Origin of the sequence: uncultured Victivallis sp., assembly GCA_944389935.1 — a bacterium.
Classification (GTDB): domain Bacteria; phylum Verrucomicrobiota; class Lentisphaeria; order Victivallales; family Victivallaceae; genus Victivallis.
This window is the reverse complement of the sequence record CALXOE010000014.1, coordinates 43,500-60,228: the sequence shown is the minus strand read 5'-3', so window position 1 is coordinate 60,228 and position 16,729 is coordinate 43,500. Positions and strand designations below refer to the sequence as shown.

The window sequence follows — 16,729 nt, the reverse complement described above, 5'->3', positions numbered from 1 at the left end:
CTCCGATCAGAACCAGTGCATGACATCGGGGTTCAGATTGATGTAATTCTTCTTCGCGTTGCGGGCGATGCCGCGCGCGGTCACGGCGTTGAGTCCGACCCGCAGCGTGACCCAGTCGCCGGAGCCCTCCATCTGCGGCTCCGGGTAGAAACGCCCGAAATAAACCCCGTCCACCACGAGCGCGACCTGCTCGGAACTGTAATTGCCCGAAAGCATCTGCCACTGCAGCTTCCCGAACCGATCGACCAGAAACTGCAGATCGAAAAGATCCGGGTTGCCGGGGCGCGAAACCACCCGGGCGTCCCGGATGTTCTTGCTGCTGAAGAGCTGATTTGTATTGATCCAGACTGTTCCGCCGTCGAGCGTCGGGATCTCCCGCTCAAGCTCACCGGAACGGGTCGGATGGCGGACGATCGAATTCACGTGAATGACGTATTTGCGTTTGTACTCGGAGCTGTTCGGATTGTCGGTGATCTCGGTATCGGGATCCATCGCCTCCTCCCACGCCTCCTGGATGGCCTCGCAGCCCGAAAACAGCACCGGAATGAGCAGCGCCCCCGCCCATACCGCGATTATCCTCTTTCTCATCGTCTCAAAGACTCCTCCTCGTCAGAAAACGCCGGGCTTAAAACAGACTGAATGCACCCGGATTCAGAATTTCGTAATTTTTCTTCGCATTGCGGGCGATGCCGCGCGCCGTCACCGGATCGAGCCCGACCCGCAGAAAGATCCAGTAAGTGGAGTCGTTCTCCGGCTGCTCCGGGTAGAAACTCACGAAGTAGACTCCGTCGACAATCAAGGCGACCGGTTCGCCCGCGCGGTTTCCGGAGAGAAGCTGCCACTGCAGCCGCCCGAACCGGTCGACCTTGATCTCGAGATCGTAGAGATCGGGGTTGCCGGGACGCGGAATCGCCTTGACCCGCTTGATGTTCTTGCTGCTGAAGAGCTGATTCTTTTTGATCCAGATGGTCTTTCCGTCGAGCGTCGGAATATCCTGCTCGTTCGGCGTTGCGCGCGGATATTTCACGATCGCGTGAAGAGCGACTTCATATTTCTTCTGCGAAGATTCCTCCTCTTCGGCGGCGATCTCCTCCGGGGTATCCTCGTATGTGGTTGCGTCCTCCCACGCCTCCTTGAACGCTTCGCAGCCGGTTCCCACCGTCAGAATGAAAAGCGCAAAGACGCATACCGTCGCCAGATTTTTCCTCATTTCCACCGTTTTCTCCGGGTTAACTCCGTTTTTTTCCTTTTCGACTGTTGCCATTACCGCAGACACCATGTATATTAACGCCTGAATGAACAAAATTCCAGTTTGATCGGTAAATTTTTCATGAGAAACTACGCAGTCATCGGCGATCCCGTCGAACACAGCCGCTCCCCCGGAATGCAGAACGCGGCATTTGAATTCCATCATCTCGGTTCCCCCTATGGGAAATACCATGTGCGCCCGGCCGAACTCGGCCGATTCGTCGAATTCGCAAAGCGGGAGCTCGCCGGCTTCAACTGCACGGTGCCGCACAAGGCCGCGATCATCCCCTATCTCGACGAGGTCGACCCCGACGCACTCGCGGCGGAGAGCGTAAACACCGTCACCGTCGCGGAAGATGGACGCCTCTCCGGAACCAGCACCGACGGGTACGGTCTCGAAATGGCGCTCAGGGAAAATTTCGGAGTCGGCGTCGAGGGGACGGAATTCTGCTTCGTCGGCTGCGGCGGGGCGGCTCACGCGACCGCGTTCCACCTCGCGCGACGCGGCGCCGGGGCGATCCGGATCGCGAACAGAACTGTGGAAAAGGCCGAAGAGCTCGCCGCGAAATTGCAGAAACTCTTCCCCGCGCTCACGCTCGAAACCGCCGCGCCGGGAGACCGCGGGACGCTCTCGCGCTGGTTCACTCGAACGAATGTCCTCGTGCAGGCGACGAGTCTCGGGCTGAAACCGGGGGATCCGCCGCCTTTCGACCTCGAACTGCTGACTCCGGATCTGAAACTGGCGGTGTTCGACACGATCTACCTCGATACGCCGCTGCTCAAACGCGCGAAAGAGCTCGGGCTGCCCGCCGCGGGCGGCAGCGCGATGCTGCTGTATCAGGGGGCGAAGTCGTTTGAAATCTGGACCGGACTCGCCGCTCCGATCGAAGAGATGCGCGCCGGAATGGAAGGAAAACCATCATGCTGAACGGACTTCTGCGCCTGACCGATGAGGCGAATTACTACTGGTGGACGCGCGCGGGGTTCGGCGATGAGTTCGTGATCGGCTTCTTCCTGCTCGCGAGTTTCCTGCTCGGAAGCTGCCTCGGGAGTTTTCTCAACGTCTGCATCTGGCGGATGCCGCTCGGGGAATCGATCGTGACCGCGCCGTCGCACTGCACGAAGTGCGGCACGCCGATCCACTGGTACGACAACATACCGATCGTGAGTTACCTCGTGCTGCGGGGCCGCTGCCGGAGCTGCAAGGCGCCGATTTCGCCGCGCTATGTGTTCGTCGAAGCGTTGACCGGGCTGCTTTTCGCACTGCTGCTCGTGAAAGTCGGCGCCGTCCGGCAGCCGCCGGCGACCCTGATGCCCTTTTTCGCGATGACGATGCTCTGCATTACGACGATCTGGATCGACTTCGAGCATCGGCTCATTCCGGATGCGACGACCTATCCGGCGATGCTGTTCGGCGTTGCGGCATCGGCGGCGTTCCCGTCGATCTGGGGTGTGAAGAACCATTTCCTCGCTGCGGGATTCGCGCTCGGCTCAGGCGCAATCGCGGGAGGACTCCTCGCTCTCTTCGCCATCGTCGGGCGCGCCGTTGCAAAGCGCGAAGTGCTCGGGTGGGGAGATGTGAAATACACGGCCGCCGCCGGAATCCTGCTCGGAATGCCGGGAGCGTTCTTCTCGGTGCTGGCGGGAAGTCTGCTCGGCTCGCTTTACGGAGTTGTATGCGCGCTCCGGGGTGGAAAAAAACTTGCACGGACGACGGTTCCGCTCGGGCCGTTCCTCGCATTCGGCAGTTTTATCTGGATGTTCGCGGGAGAAAAACTCCTGCGCTGGTATCTCGCGTTTTTTGCCGGCCGGGAAGTGTAAAAACCCGATTCGGGGCTTGCACTCTCACGACGGTGTGTTATATTACCAGAAAAAATGGATCGTCAATCAGAGTGAATGCAACCTAAGGAGTAAGAAGATGGCTTCCATGTTTGATGCGGCGAAGAAAGTTTACGAAGATCTCGGTGTGGATGTCGAAGCGGCGTTCAAGCGTCTCGACCAGATTCCGGTGAGTCTCCACTGCTGGCAGGGCGATGACGTCGCCGGGTTTGAGAACAGTGACGCGCTTGACGGCGGCATCGCCGTGACCGGCAACTATCCGGGCCGCGCCCGCAATGCCGATGAACTGCGCGCTGATATCGAAAAAGTCCTCTCGTTCCTCCCCGGAAAAAAGCGGCTGAATCTGCATGCGATTTATGCGGAGACCGACGGCAAACCGGTCAAGCGCAACGAGATCGAGCCGAAACATTTCGCCCGCTGGGCCGACTGGGCGAAAGAGCATGAGCTCGGACTTGACTTCAATCCGTCTTACTTTTCGCACCCGATGATGAAAGACGGGCTGACGCTTTCGAGCCCCGACGCGGGCGTGCGCCGGTTCTGGGTGGAGCACGGCATCGCCTGCCGTACGATCGCGGAGAGTTTCGGCAAAAAACTGCGCAACACGTGCATCACGAACTTCTGGGTGCCGGACGGCTTCAAGGACACCCCGTTCGACCGCCTCTCCCCGCGCGAACGGCTTGCCGATTCCCTTGACAAGATCTTCGCGTCTCCGTGCAACCCGCGCTACAACCGCGATGCGGTCGAGTGCAAGCTCTTCGGCATCGGCGCCGAAAGCTGCACGGTCGGCTCGCATGAGTTCTACATGGGTTATGCGATGAAGAACGGCAAACTGCTCTGCCTCGACGCGGGCCACTTCCACCCGACCGAGGTGATCTCCGACAAGATCACGAGCACGCTGATGTTCCTCGACGAGATTCTGCTGCACGTGAGCCGCGGCGTCCGCTGGGACAGCGATCACGTCGTGACGATGACGGAGGAACTCCGTGCGATCGCCGAAGAGATCGTCCGCCACAACTACGACAGGCGCGTCCACATCGGGCTGGACTACTTCGACGCCTCGATCAACCGCGTGATGGCCTGGACGATCGGAGCGCGCAACATGTACAAGGCGCTTCTGATGGCGCTGACCGAACCGGCCGCCATCATCCGCAAGGCGGAGAAGTCCGGTGACAAGAGCAGCCGCCTCGCCTGGATGGAAGAGGCCAAAACTCTCCCGTTCGGCGCGCTCTGGGAAGAGTACTGCCGCCGCAACAACGTCCCCGGAGCGAACTGGATCGACGAGGCGAAAACCTACGAAAAAGAGGTTCTTGCCAAACGCGGATAAGCCCGGCAGCAAGGGCCCGCGCGGCTCCCGGAATCTTCGGGAGCCTTTGTTCGTTGAAACCGGTAACTTCCAGGGAAGATAAAGAGGAAGAGATACAACATGTCACTGGCGATCATCCGTGAATTGTCCAACCGATACGGTGCGGATCCCTCCTGCGTGCTGGCGGGAGGAGGCAATACCTCGTACAAAGACGAAAAATATCTCTATGTGAAACCCAGCGGCGTCGCCCTTGCCGACATCACGGAATCTGATTTCGTGAAGATGGAGCGCGAAGTGATCCGCCGGGTCTTTTCGCTGCCGGAATACGCCGATGCCGCCGAACGCGAGGCGATGGTGACGAAACTCATGGCGTTCGCCGTCGCCGGCAGCGGCGCGCGGCGCCCCTCGGTGGAGGCTCCTCTGCACGAGTTGATGCCGTTCACCTACATCGTTCACCTGCATCCGGCGGCAGTCAACGGGCTGACCTGTTCACAGAACGGCCCGGAAGAGTGCGCGAAACTCTTCCCGGAGGCGCTCTGGATTCCGGAAACCGATCCCGGCTTCACACTGGCGAAAACCGTTCACGACGCGAGCGTGAAGTACGAAGCCGCGCACGGGCGGCCCGCCTCGATGATCTTCCTGCAGAATCACGGGGTTTTCGTCGGCGGCAACTCCGCACAGGAGATCGATGCCGCCTATGATCGGATTTTATCCACGCTGCGGACCGTCTACGAGAAGGCGGGCATCGCCGCGACCGCGCCGGGAACAGGGGAGCTTGACGAAGCGTTTGCGTTTGAACTCGCACCGAAACTGCGCGGCTGGCTCGGAGACGGCAGGACGCCGAAGACGGTGAAAACCCTCGCGCCGTTTCAGACGGCGCGCGGCGCATTCACGCCCGATCATATCGTCTATGCGAAATCGTATTCGCTGATTTCCGACGATCCGACCGAGGCGGAAATCCTCGCATTTGAACAGAAACACGGTTATAAACCGTTCGTGGTGGAGGTTCCGGGCAAGGCGGTATTCTGCGCCGGGGCGACCGGAAAAGGCGCGGAGACAGTCGCTCTCCTCGCCCGGGACGGAGCGCTCGTGCAGCAGCTCACGGCCGCGTTCGGCGGGCCGCGCACGCTCTCCGACGCGGGACGCGGCTTCATCGAGAACTGGGAAGCTGAATCGTACCGGAAAAAGGTCGCCGGCGGCGCGAGCGTGCGGCTCTCCGGCAAGGTCGCGGTCGTGACCGGCGGGGCTCAGGGATTCGGTTACGGAATCGCGGAAGAGCTCGCCGCCGAGGGCGCGACGGTCATCATTGCGGATTTGAACGCGGCAGGCGCAGAGGCCGCAGCCGCAAAACTCAAAGCTCCGGGCGGCGCGGGTGCGGTCGCAGTCAACATTGCGGACGAATCCTCGGTCGAATCGATGGTCCGTGCGGTCGTGCTCGCCTGCGGAGGGATCGACCTCTTCGTCGCGAACGCGGGCGTGCTCAAGGCCGGTTCGGTCAAAAGTTTTGAAAAGCGCGACTGGGAGTTCGTCACGAGCGTAAACTACACGGGCTACTTCCTCTGCGTCAAACATGTCTCCGCAGTCATGGCGCGGCAGAACGCCTGCTGCGCGGCGTGGACCGACATCGTGCAGGTCAACTCCAAGAGCGGACTCGTCGGCAGCAACCGGAACGGCGCCTATGCGGGGAGCAAATTCGGAACGGTGGGGCTCACGCAGAGCTTTGCGCTCGAACTTGTGGCGGACCGGATCAAAGTCAACAGCGTCTGCCCCGGGAACTTCTTCGACGGGCCGCTCTGGTCGGATCCGGAAAAGGGGCTTTTCGTGCAATACCTGAACAGCGGCAAGGTTCCGGGCGCGAAAACCGTTGCCGACGTGAAACTTCATTACGAAAAACAGATCCCGATGCACCGCGGCTGCTACCCGTCGGACGTGGCAAAAGCGATTGTCTACGCGGTCTGTCAATCTTACGAAACCGGCCAGGCGATCCCGGTCACGGGCGGCCAGGTCATGTTGAATTAAACAAGAGGAATTATGAGCAAGACGATTCTGTTTCAGGGAGATTCGATCACGGACTGCGGCCGCACATGCAGTCAGGATCCGTCGGCAAGTCTCGGCATGGGTTACCCGTTCTTCATCTCGGCGCGACTGCAGGCGGAACACCTCGGCGACGAGCCGACGGTCATCAACCGCGGCATCAGCGGCAACCGGGTGGTGGATCTCTACGCGCGCTGGAAAATCGACGCGCTGAATTTGAATCCGGACGTGCTGTCGATCCTGATCGGCGTGAACGACACGTGGCACGAATTCTCGTACAACAACGGGGTGGAAGTGCCGCGCTATGCGGAGTTTTACCGGAAACTGCTCGACTGGACGCGGGAGAAACTCCCGGCGTGCGCGCTCGTGCTGTGCGAACCTTTCGTGCTCGAAACCGGGGTCGTCACGCCCGCCTGGGTCAATGAGATCAACGAACGGCGCAAAGTGGTGAAAGATCTCGCCGAAGAGTACCGGACCGTATTCGTCCCGTTCCAGAGCGTTCTTTCGGCAGCCGCGGCGAAAGCGGGAGATCCGGCGAAGATTCTCGGTGATGGAGTGCATCCGACCCCCTGCGGCCATCAGTTGATGGCCGATGCCTGGCTCAAGGCGGCGGCGGACGTGTTATAACCGGCGGGGAGATCACACACATGCAGCAGCAGATTCACGAGCTTCTCGTGGAGATGGGGGAAGATCCGTCGCGCGAGGGGCTGGTCGATACGCCGGCACGGGTGGAGAAGAGTCTCCGCTACCTCACGCGCGGCTATACGCAAACGTTGGAAAAGGTGGTCAACGGGGCGCTTTTCGAGGCGGAATCCGATGATATGGTCATCGTGCGGGACATTGAATTCTTCAGTCTTTGCGAACATCACATGCTGCCGTTTTTCGGCAAATGCCACGTCGGCTACATCCCGGACGGGAAGATCATCGGCGTGAGCAAAGTCGCACGCATTGTCGATATGTTCGCACGGCGGCTTCAGGTGCAGGAACGGCTCACGAAACAGATCTCGGAGGCGCTCATGAGCATCCTCGGGGCGCAGGGAGTCGGCGTGGTCATGGAGGCGCAGCATCTCTGCATGCAGATGCGCGGCGTCGAAAAACAGCACTCGGTCATGACCACGAGTTCGATGATCGGGTCGTTCCGGAGGGAACTTGCGACCCGCAACGAATTCACGCGCCTGATCCGATGAGAGCGCTGGTGCAGCGGGCGGCCCGCGGCAGCGTCGATGTCGCCGGCGAACGGATCGGCGAAATCGGCCCGGGGCTGGTTATCCTGCTCGGGATCACGCATTCCGACACGGAGAAAGAGGCGGCATTCGTCGCGGAGAAGTGCATGAATCTGCGCATTTTCGAGGACGAGGCGGGCAAGATGAACCGTTCGCTGCTCGACATCGGCGGCGAGGCGCTCATCGTTTCGCAGTTCACGCTGTACGGTGATGCCTCCCACGGGCGGCGGCCGTCATTCACGGAAGCCGCGCGGCCGGAGCTGGCGAATCCGCTCTACGAAACATTCGTCGAACTGTGCCGCGGATACGGGGTGCGGGTCGCGACCGGCCGATTCGGGGCAGACATGAAACTCTCCCTCGTGAACGACGGCCCGGTGACAATCATGGTGGAGTCACGGTAAGATGAGTAAAGGGGTGGTGGTACTCGGAGCGACAGGCTCCATCGGAAAGAGCGCGCGTTCGGCATTGGCTGCGCTCCCGGAACGGTTTCGCGTGGTCGGGCTGGTCGCCCGGAACAATCTTGAGGAACTCGCGGCCCAGGCGGCACAGTTCCATCCGGAGTGGACGGTCACGACGGATCCGGCCCGGGAACAGGAGCTCGCCGGGCGGCTTCCGGCGGGCTGCCGGGCGGCGGGCGGCATGGAGAAAGTGCTCGAACTGGTCACTTCTCCGGAAACCGACATTGTGCTCTGCGCGATCGTCGGGACGGCCGGGCTCGAACCGGTCATCGCCGCGATCCGGGCGGGAAAACGAATTGCGCTTGCGAGCAAGGAAATTCTCGTTCTGGCCGGAGAGATCATCGCCCGTGAACTTGCAGCCCATCCCGAAAGCGAGATCATCCCGGTGGACAGCGAACACTCGGCGATCTTCCAGTGCCTCGCGGGACGGCGGCCCGGAGAGATCAAACATCTCTATCTGACCGCCTCCGGCGGCGCATTCCGGGAGTGGACGCGCGAGCAGATCGCCTCCGCGAAACTCGAAGACGCCCTCGCCCACCCGACCTGGAATATGGGGGCGAAAGTCACGATCGATTCCGCTTCGATGATGAACAAGGCGCTCGAAATGATTGAGGCGCGCCACCTGTTCGGGGTTCATCCGGATCAGATCCGGGTGCTGATTCACCCGCAGTCGGTCATTCACTCGCTCGTGGAGCTGACGGACTCGAGTCTCATCGCCCAGCTCTCGAAGCCGGACATGCGGTTCGCGATCACGTATGCGCTGACCTATCCCGAACGGGCGGCGACCGATCTGCCTGAACTGGACTTTGCCTCGCGCCTCTCACTCGAGCTCCGGCTGCCGGAACCGGGGAAATACCCTGCCCTCGAATTCGCCCGTGAGGCGATGAATCGCGGCGGCACGCTCCCCGGCGTGATGAACGCCGCAAACGAAGTCGCCGTCGACCGGTTCCGCCGCGGGGAAATCCCCTTCCCGGCGATCTGGAGCATCATCGAAAAAACCATGACTGCACACGAGACGCAGCCGCAGTCCGATCTCGCCGCCATCCGCTCCGCGGACGCCTGGGCGCGCCGTTACGCCGGGAGCGTACAGAGATGATGACCCGCCGCAGGAAGCAGTTCTATCTGACGGCGGCGCTTCTGATGCTGCTGGCGTTGGCACTGCGTCTGCTCCGATTCGGCGACGCCCTCGAATACGACGAAATCTGGACACTGGAAAGTTACGCCGCCGGCCCGGTGTCGAGGATCTTCACGGATCTGGCGCTGCCGAACAACCATCCGCTGAACTCGCTGCTGGTCAAGTTGATCGCTTTGACGGGAGCGCCGGTGACCTGGATCCGGCTCGGGTCGCTGGCGGCGGGCATGCTGGCTGTCCCGCTGGCGGGAATCACGGCGCTGGGCTTGTGGAAACGCCGGAGCACGGCACTCTGGGCGATGTTTTTTCTCGCGGTGCTGCCGGGGGCGGTTTTCTATTCCCAGCAGGCGCGGGGCTACTCGCTGCAGCTCTGTCTGCTGCTGGCTTATACGGCCGGACTTGTTACCGTGCGGAGACATCCGGTTCCGGGAGTGATCGGAATTCTGCTCGGCGCAATCGGTTCGATGCTGACGCTGCCGACATCCGCATTCTATCTCGGTGCGATCGGATGCGTCTGCGTGTTCCGCTGCCGGAATCAGTTGAGCCGCTATCTGCCGGGAGCGGCGGCACTCGCCTGCGGCGGACTCTTCTGTCTGATCTGGGTCGTAATCAATCTGGACAATTTCGCGGCGAACCAGAACTGGGGAATCCCGATCGATTCTCCGACCGCATTTCTCGAATTCCTCACGAATTCGATGGTGCTGAGTGTGCCGTTCTATCTCTATTTGCCCGCGCTTGCGGCACTGCTGCTCAGGTTTCGCCGCTCCTGGCCGGTACTCTGGCTCTGGGGCTGCCTGATTGCGGCGGCGCTGCTTTTCAACGGCGGGCCGTCGCGCACCTATCTGCCGCTCGTGGCGGCCACGGCGCTGGCGGCGGCCTGCGGCTGTACGCTGCTTTCACGGCGATTGCCGAAGTTGAAGCGCGCGATACTCATCCTCTTTGCGGCGGCCGGACTCTATTCGATTGCAGCGGCCTGCCGGGAGCCGTATCCGGAGTGGTATGCGCTGCACGACACGATCCGGGAACTTCCGGAAGAGATCACCGTGCTGCTTCCCGCCAACGATACGCGCCCGCTGGCCTGGAACAATTATCCGGATGCCTACCGTGAACAGCTGCGCCGGATCGCGCAGCTGCCGCAGGGACGTTCCCGGACGCTGCTGATTTTGAGTCGCAATCCGGAACCGGTTCTGAACGGCGGCGCAGGAAGCGGCGCGGAGCGGGAATTTCCTCTCGACGTGCCGGGGATTCCGGTTCGGCTGGGCGCCTGGTTCGGCCACATGTACGGGCTGGAGGAGTTGAAAGGCGCGCCCGACCGGGGAGATACGGTCATCGCATTCATCCGTCCGCTTCCCGAGAAAGCCGCGATCGAACTCTTCTGCTCATTCATGGAACTTCCGGAAAGTCTTTCGCTGAATCTGTGGCTCTGCCCCTCGATTACGACGGATCAGGTCAAGTACCGTTATTATCTGATGGGAGCGAAAATCGAAGATCCCGGCAGACTGAACTGGGAACAGTTTCTGAATCAATACCCCGGGGCAACGGCCGTTTTTCGCCTCGTGCCGCCAGGAAAAAAGAAATAAATCCGGGCGCGACACTTGAAAACGGCCGGAAAACGGTTATGATATGTTCATATGTTTTTAAGATGCGGGAGCGGATGGCCGACATCCTCCCGGAACGGTAACTGAGAGGGAATCAAATAGAATGATCTTGGACTGGATTTTAAATATACTTTCGATTATCTTCGTTTTTGTGGCGATCGGGTTCTGCATTTTCTCGCATGAGCTCGGCCACTTTCTCGCGGCAAAATGGAGGGGACTGCATATCGACGCGTTTTCACTCGGCTTCAAGCCGTTCTGGCGGAAGAAAATCAACGGAGTGGAGTATCGTCTCGGCTGGCTGCCGTTCGGCGGTTACGTCGAACTGCCGCAGGTCGATGCGACCGATGCGATTCCGAAAGCCGCCGACGGGACGGAACTGCCGCGTGCCAAACCGCTGGACCGGATCATCACGGCGGTGGCGGGACCGCTTTTCAATATTCTCTCGGGGCTGCTGATCGGCTGCTTCGTCTGGTGGATCGGGATTCCGCAGGATTCGCCGAAAATGCGGGAATTCTCCGTGCTCACGGTCGATAAGAACGGCCCGGAATGGGCCGCCGGACTCCGCCCCGGGGACAAGATCGTGAAGATCAACGGGGAACCGTTCTTCTCGACCTGGAAAGAGGTCATTCTCAACAAGATCCTGCTGACGGTCGGCGAAGTGACGTTCGACGTGGTGCGGGATGGGAAAACGCTGCAGATCTCCTACGTCCCGGTGGAAAATCCGGACGCTCCCGGCCAGCTCGGCGCCGAGGGAATCGCCTGGCCGTATTTCACGGTGCTGGTTCCGATCGCAATCCATCCGGAAGACGGTTCTCCTGCGGAACAGGCGGGGATCAAACCGGGCGACGTCGTGATCGCAGTCGACGGCAAACCGCTGTCGGAATTTCTCGAGTATCAGAGTGCAATCGACCTTGCCGGCAGCCGCGGTCTGCCGGTCCGCCTGACTCTGCAGCGCGACGGGAAACTGCTGGAAGTCTCCGTGCGGCCCAAAGCGATCCCTGAACTCACCGGCGAAGAAAACACGGCCTATCTGATCGGAATCAACTTCGATATCGCCAAAAACGGCAACAAGGCGCTGGTGGGGTCGCTCATCCCCGGCTATCCTGCGGAAACGGCGGGACTGCAGCCGGGCGACCGGCTTCTGAAAGTCAACGGGATTCCCGTCTCCAGCAACGTGGAGTTCAAAGAGCAAATCACGAAGAACAAAAATGCGCCCAGCGTCATTGAGCTGGAACGGAACGGCGAGACGCAGGAACTCACCATTGCACCGATCCTCTGCACACCGCAGACCATCGGCGCCGAGATCGAAATGCTCGACCATCCGACCCCGTTTCAACAGCTGGTCAATACGATCGACATGACGGAGAAATCGCTCGTCGGGATTCTGGTCGGAGTCGGCAACAAACTCGGGCTGACCGAACAGACCAGTTCGCTCAAGCCGAGCCACATGTCCGGCGTTCTCGGGATGGGGACGGTGCTCTTCACTTCGGTGCGTCATACGTCATTCATGAGCGCAATCTATTTTCTGGTCATCATCTCGTTCGCACTGGCGATTTTCAATCTGTTTCCGCTGCCGGTGCTCGATGGCGGGCACATTCTGTTCGGCCTGATTGAGATCATCTTCCGCAAACCGCTGCCGACGGTTGTCATCAAGGGGCTCTCGATGGTGTTTGTGGTGCTGCTGGTCGGGCTCATGGTTTACGTCACATTCTCCGACGGCCGCCGGCTGCTGCGCCAGACGGGAGTTCTGTCCAGCAAACCGGAGACCACCCGGAAACAGCTTCCGGATACGGAAAAAGTTCAGGAGAAACCGGTAGAAGAACATGTTACAGCGGCGCAATAGCAGAATCATCCGGATCGGGAACGTCGCCATCGGCGGCGGAAATCCGGTGTCGATCCAGTCGATGACCAATACCGATACGCGCGACGTCGCTTCGACGCTCGCGCAGATCCGACAGCTTCATGAGCTCGGCTGCGAGATCGTGCGGCTCGCGGTGCCCGATCAGGAGGCGGCGCGGGCGCTGGCGGAAATCCGGGCGGCGAGCCCGATTCCGCTCGTGGCGGATATTCATTTCGACTACCGGCTCGCGCTCGCGGCGATGGAGAGCGACGTAGACGCCGTCCGACTCAATCCCGGCAATCTCGGAGAGGGTCTGGAACTCGTTGCGGCCGAAGCGGTCAAACGGAACGTTCCGATCCGGGTCGGAGCGAATTCCGGAAGCGTGCGGCCGGCGCTGCTGCACAAATTTGAATCTCAGGGGATGAGCCGGGATGAGGCGATGGCCGAGGCACTGGTCGAAAGTGCTCTCGAACAGTGCCGGATGCTCGAAAAACTCGGCGTTACGGCAATCAAGGCGGCGTTGAAATCCTCCAGCGTTCCGGTGACAGTCGCGGCTTACCGCAAATTCGCAGACCGAACGGATTACCCGCTGCACATCGGCGTGACCGAGGCGGGGACGCCCGGTCGCGGCATCGTCAAATCAGCGGTCGGCATCGGGACGCTGCTCATGGAGGGGATCGGCGACACGCTGCGGGTCAGTCTCACGGGCGATCCGGCCGAAGAGGTCGTCACGGGCAGGCGAATCCTCGAAGCGTGCGGCCTGCGCGACGCCTCCCCGGAAATCGTCTCCTGCCCGACCTGCGGCCGCACGGAGATCGACCTCATCGGTCTGGCGGAGCGGGCGGAACAATTTATCTCATCGGCCAAACAGGAGGGGTACGAGATCAATCTGCGTAAAGTCGCGGTCATGGGGTGCGCGGTCAACGGCCCCGGCGAGGCGCGTGACGCCGATCTCGGTATGGCCGGGAGTAAAAACGGACAGCTTGTCATCTTCAAACTCGGCAAAGTCGTCGGAGCGTTCGAGCCTGAGGCCGGATTTGAATGTTTCAAGGCGGAAATTCTGAAATGCAGTCAGAAAAAGAAAGGGAAGGTATGATGAAATTCCGATGGAGGCAGCTGCTTCCGGCAGCGGCGCTCATTTTGAGCGGAACCGCGGCCGAGGCGAAAGTGGAACTTGCGCCGGTCTTTTCCGACAATGCGGTTCTGCAGCGTGATATGGAAGTCCCGGTCTGGGGCTGGGCCGATCCGGGTGAAAGCGTCACCGTGAAATTCGCGGATCAGACGCAGACCACCACAGCCGGTACCGACGGAAAGTGGATGGTCAAGCTCTCCCCTCTCTCCGCCAGCAAGGAGAACCGCACGCTGGAGGCCTCCGGCCCGACCAACACCGTGAGTGCCAAAAACGTCCTCGTCGGAGAAGTGTGGATCGCCAGCGGCCAGTCCAACATGGAGATGCCGCTCTGGGGCGGCGGAGCGAATTTCCGCCACCGCAACGCGAACGGAACGGGCAAGGAGGTCGCCGACAAAACCAATATCCCGACGTTCCGTTTCACCCGGATGCCCCGGCAGTGGAGCGGTACGGCCATGCCGAAAGAGCCGGTGAAATGGAATCTCGCGGTTCCCGGCAAAGAGCTTGAAGATGCAAGTGCGGCCGCGTTCTTCTTCGCCCGTGAACTCGTGAAAGAGCTCGATGTTCCGGTCGGCATCATCGGCGCCTACTGGGGCGGGACCCGGATCGAACCGTGGACGCCGCCGGAAGGATTCAATTCGGTTCCGGAACTCGCGAACATCGCCAGAACCGTGAATGCGAAACTCCCGGGGACGAGCGATTACAAGGCCGTCAGCGACAAGGTGATGGCCGATTACGCCGCCTGGATGGAAAAGTACAGAAATGCGATTGCCAACGGCCAGCAGCCGCCGACTCCGCCCGCGTTCCCGGCGGAACAGCAGCCGTTCAACAATCACCAGCAGCCGACTGTGCTCTTCAACAAGATGCTCGCGACTTACGTGCCCTATGCCGTGCGCGGCGCGATCTGGTATCAGGGCGAAGCGAACCTCGGCGACCGGATGCTCTACAAACACAAGATGCAGGCGCTGCTGAACGGCTGGCGCAAGGTGTTCAACAATCCGGGCATGTCGTTCTACTTCGCGCAGCTCGCGCCGTTCACCTACGGCGGCGATCCGACGGTTCTGCCGCAGCTCTGGGAAGCGCAGCAGGCGTTCGCCGATGCCAACGAAAAAGTCGGCATGGCGGTCATCACCGACGCGGTTCACAACATCCGCGACATCCATCCCGCCGACAAGGAGGTCGTCGGCAAACGTCTCGCGTACCTGGCGCTGAAGAACGATTACGGCCGCAGCGACATCAAGGCCGATTCGCCGCGCCTCAAAGATTCAAAGGTGGAGGGAAATACTTTCGTCCTCGACTTCAAATTCGTTGAAAGTTGGAAGAATGCTGACGGCAACATTCCGTTCTTCGAGATCGCCGGCATGGACGGCGCGTTCTATCCGGCGAAAGCCGTGATCGACGGGACGAAGATCCGCGTCAGCTCCGACCGCGTCGCCGCTCCGAAGAGCGTGCGCTACATGTGGAATCAGACGAACGAGGGGAAACTCGCGAACGAAGCGGGCCTGGTGCTCGGTTCATTCCGGATTCAGTACACCCCGACCTACGGCGAACTGCTCGCCTATTATCAGACGAACAGCAAGCTCGTTTACGAGTACGATCTCAAGAGCGGCTCCGGTTTCGGCGACAAGACCAAAGTCCGTTACACGCTCGACAACAGCGACGCGATCAAAGGCAAACTCACCCGGATCACCTACGTGGTCCGTCTCGAGGATAAGAACGGAAATGCGCAGTTCGTCTGCGTCTCAATGGATCCGTTCACCCAGGATGTGAAGCAGATCGGCGTGCCGGTCCGTTCGACCGGGGCGCAGTTCCAGACCCGCGTGCGCAATTTGAATGTGCATTCGAACGTCGACAGCATCAAGACCGGCTTGTTCAACGAGGGAAACATCGAGTTCTGGCCGAACAACTACGCGCAGCGCAATGCCGCCAGAGTTCCGAATGCCAGCGATTTCGCCTATGATTTCGGCGACCAGATCGACAACAACGTCAAGATCGGCTACGGCTCGATGCAGATTCACAATTTCAGCGCGCGGCAGACCATTTTCGCGTACAACAAATTCGAGGCCGGTGCGAATGCAGACCTCGGCATCGGCAACCAGCCTGTCGACAATCCGGACTGGACGTTCTCCAGTTCCGCGAAAAACTACAACAAGGCGACTTTGTACGTCTTCGTCGACGAGGTTCCGCGCAAGTCGGAATCCGAACTCATGGGACAGGTCACGGCGCGCGTGCCGGAAGCCGGCGCCATGAAGCTCGCCTACGCCTACGATCTCAGGACCGGCAATAATTTCGGCGACCGGACCCGGGTCAACTACGAGTTCGACAACAGCAGCGTCCTCACCGGCAAAGCGAAGAGAGTCGCCTATCTCATGGTTCTGACCGGCAATGACAACCGGGAAAGCTGGGTCTATGCCGCGATGGATGCGTTCGATCCGAGCGTCGCCAAACTCGGCGTCCCGACCAAGTCGACCGGCGCGTTTTTCCAGAAGAAGATCGCCAATCTCGAAGTCAAGTCCAACACGAACAAGGTCAAGGCCGGTACGTTCGCCGAGGGCAACATCGAATTCTGGTCATGCAATTACAGCAATCCCAATGCCGCGGGGATTCCGGGAGCTTCCGACACCACGTTCGATTTCGGCGACGAACGCACTCCGGGAGTCGATCCCGGCTACGGCTCGATGCAGATCCACAACTTCGGGGAGAAGCAGACGATTTTCGCCTACAACAACTTCCCGGCCGGCCGGAATGCCGACATCGGAATCGGCAACCAGCCCGCCAACAATCCGGACTGGACATTCTCCGGCGCGCTGAAGAACTACAAGAATGCGTGGCTCTACGTCCTCGTCGACATGGAGTAAATACGCCATAACGAATCCGGGCTCCGGAGCCGCATCGGTTCCGGAGTCCGTTTTGTTTTATCCAGTC

The 16,729-nt window shown here is 60.5% G+C and carries 14 protein-coding genes; 12 read left to right on the top strand and 2 right to left on the bottom strand.

Annotated elements, in window-relative coordinates; translation table 11 throughout:
• Positions 1-6: 6 nt before the first annotated feature.
• Both Q0J85_RS06300 and Q0J85_RS06295 read right to left on the bottom strand, forming a co-directional pair.
• Entirely contained in the window at positions 7-588 is a 582-nt protein-coding gene (locus Q0J85_RS06300) for a hypothetical protein (RefSeq protein ID WP_294479276.1), read from the bottom strand.
• 37 nt (positions 589-625) lie between these two features.
• Positions 626-1,210, bottom strand: a complete 585-nt coding sequence (locus tag Q0J85_RS06295) for a hypothetical protein (RefSeq protein WP_294479273.1) — start codon at positions 1,208-1,210, stop codon at positions 626-628.
• A gap of 120 nt (positions 1,211-1,330) precedes the next feature.
• On the opposite strand from Q0J85_RS06295, the gene aroE reads away from it, so the two are divergent.
• The 12 genes from aroE to Q0J85_RS06235 all read left to right on the top strand — a co-directional run bounded on the left by aroE (position 1,331) and on the right by Q0J85_RS06235 (position 16,662).
• Positions 1,331-2,176, top strand: coding sequence for a shikimate dehydrogenase (gene aroE, locus Q0J85_RS06290; protein WP_294479268.1), 846 nt, complete (start codon positions 1,331-1,333; stop codon positions 2,174-2,176).
• Entirely contained in the window at positions 2,170-3,069 is a 900-nt protein-coding gene (locus tag Q0J85_RS06285) for an A24 family peptidase (RefSeq protein WP_294479265.1), read from the top strand. Before aroE ends, Q0J85_RS06285 begins: the two co-directional genes overlap by 7 nt.
• 97 nt (positions 3,070-3,166) lie before the next feature.
• Positions 3,167-4,411: an L-rhamnose isomerase gene (locus Q0J85_RS06280; RefSeq protein ID WP_294479262.1), complete on the top strand. Its 1,245-nt coding sequence runs from the start codon at positions 3,167-3,169 to the stop codon at positions 4,409-4,411.
• Between the two features lie 99 nt (positions 4,412-4,510).
• Entirely contained in the window at positions 4,511-6,409 is a 1,899-nt protein-coding gene (locus tag Q0J85_RS06275) for an SDR family NAD(P)-dependent oxidoreductase (protein ID WP_294479258.1), read from the top strand.
• A gap of 12 nt (positions 6,410-6,421) precedes the next feature.
• The gene (locus Q0J85_RS06270) at positions 6,422-7,051 is read left to right on the top strand and encodes an SGNH/GDSL hydrolase family protein (protein ID WP_294479255.1); all 630 of its coding nucleotides are present in this window, start codon (positions 6,422-6,424) and stop codon (positions 7,049-7,051) included.
• A 20-nt stretch (positions 7,052-7,071) separates the two neighbouring features.
• The gene (folE, locus tag Q0J85_RS06265; RefSeq protein WP_294479253.1) at positions 7,072-7,611 is read left to right on the top strand and encodes a GTP cyclohydrolase I FolE; all 540 of its coding nucleotides are present in this window, start codon (positions 7,072-7,074) and stop codon (positions 7,609-7,611) included.
• A complete protein-coding gene (dtd, locus tag Q0J85_RS06260; protein ID WP_294479249.1) occupies positions 7,608-8,048 on the top strand; it encodes a D-aminoacyl-tRNA deacylase in 441 nt (146 codons plus the stop codon). The genes folE and dtd overlap by 4 nt, the downstream gene beginning before the upstream one ends.
• Before the next feature lies 1 nt (position 8,049).
• Positions 8,050-9,201 (top strand): 1-deoxy-D-xylulose-5-phosphate reductoisomerase, encoded by a 1,152-nt coding sequence (dxr, locus tag Q0J85_RS06255; protein WP_294479247.1) that lies wholly within the window; start codon positions 8,050-8,052, stop codon positions 9,199-9,201.
• Positions 9,198-10,817, top strand: coding sequence for a phospholipid carrier-dependent glycosyltransferase (locus Q0J85_RS06250; protein ID WP_294479244.1), 1,620 nt, complete (start codon positions 9,198-9,200; stop codon positions 10,815-10,817). Before dxr ends, Q0J85_RS06250 begins: the two co-directional genes overlap by 4 nt.
• A gap of 121 nt (positions 10,818-10,938) precedes the next feature.
• Entirely contained in the window at positions 10,939-12,678 is a 1,740-nt protein-coding gene (locus tag Q0J85_RS06245; RefSeq protein ID WP_294479240.1) for a M50 family metallopeptidase, read from the top strand.
• The gene (gene ispG / locus Q0J85_RS06240) at positions 12,659-13,771 is read left to right on the top strand and encodes a flavodoxin-dependent (E)-4-hydroxy-3-methylbut-2-enyl-diphosphate synthase (RefSeq protein WP_294479237.1); all 1,113 of its coding nucleotides are present in this window, start codon (positions 12,659-12,661) and stop codon (positions 13,769-13,771) included. Before Q0J85_RS06245 ends, ispG begins: the two co-directional genes overlap by 20 nt.
• Complete coding sequence (locus Q0J85_RS06235) at positions 13,768-16,662, top strand: sialate O-acetylesterase (protein ID WP_294479235.1); 2,895 nt, start codon at positions 13,768-13,770, stop codon at positions 16,660-16,662. The genes ispG and Q0J85_RS06235 overlap by 4 nt, the downstream gene beginning before the upstream one ends.
• The last annotated feature ends 67 nt before the right edge of the window (positions 16,663-16,729 follow it).

What these genes read in the sequence shown, in the direction of transcription:
- folE (WP_294479253.1), top strand. Translation starts at nt 7,072, where the DNA reads ATGCAGCAGCAGATTCACGAGCTTCTCGTGGAGATGGGGGAAGATCCG.
- Q0J85_RS06300 (WP_294479276.1), bottom strand. Translation starts at nt 588, where the DNA reads ATGAGAAAGAGGATAATCGCGGTATGGGCGGGGGCGCTGCTCATTCCG.
- Q0J85_RS06250 (WP_294479244.1), top strand. Translation starts at nt 9,198, where the DNA reads ATGATGACCCGCCGCAGGAAGCAGTTCTATCTGACGGCGGCGCTTCTG.
- Q0J85_RS06295 (WP_294479273.1), bottom strand. Translation starts at nt 1,210, where the DNA reads ATGAGGAAAAATCTGGCGACGGTATGCGTCTTTGCGCTTTTCATTCTG.
- Q0J85_RS06270 (WP_294479255.1), top strand. Translation starts at nt 6,422, where the DNA reads ATGAGCAAGACGATTCTGTTTCAGGGAGATTCGATCACGGACTGCGGC.
- dtd (WP_294479249.1), top strand. Translation starts at nt 7,608, where the DNA reads ATGAGAGCGCTGGTGCAGCGGGCGGCCCGCGGCAGCGTCGATGTCGCC.
- Q0J85_RS06235 (WP_294479235.1), top strand. Translation starts at nt 13,768, where the DNA reads ATGATGAAATTCCGATGGAGGCAGCTGCTTCCGGCAGCGGCGCTCATT.
- Q0J85_RS06245 (WP_294479240.1), top strand. Translation starts at nt 10,939, where the DNA reads ATGATCTTGGACTGGATTTTAAATATACTTTCGATTATCTTCGTTTTT.
- Q0J85_RS06285 (WP_294479265.1), top strand. Translation starts at nt 2,170, where the DNA reads ATGCTGAACGGACTTCTGCGCCTGACCGATGAGGCGAATTACTACTGG.
- Q0J85_RS06280 (WP_294479262.1), top strand. Translation starts at nt 3,167, where the DNA reads ATGGCTTCCATGTTTGATGCGGCGAAGAAAGTTTACGAAGATCTCGGT.
- Q0J85_RS06275 (WP_294479258.1), top strand. Translation starts at nt 4,511, where the DNA reads ATGTCACTGGCGATCATCCGTGAATTGTCCAACCGATACGGTGCGGAT.
- dxr (WP_294479247.1), top strand. Translation starts at nt 8,050, where the DNA reads ATGAGTAAAGGGGTGGTGGTACTCGGAGCGACAGGCTCCATCGGAAAG.
- aroE (WP_294479268.1), top strand. Translation starts at nt 1,331, where the DNA reads ATGAGAAACTACGCAGTCATCGGCGATCCCGTCGAACACAGCCGCTCC.
- ispG (WP_294479237.1), top strand. Translation starts at nt 12,659, where the DNA reads ATGTTACAGCGGCGCAATAGCAGAATCATCCGGATCGGGAACGTCGCC.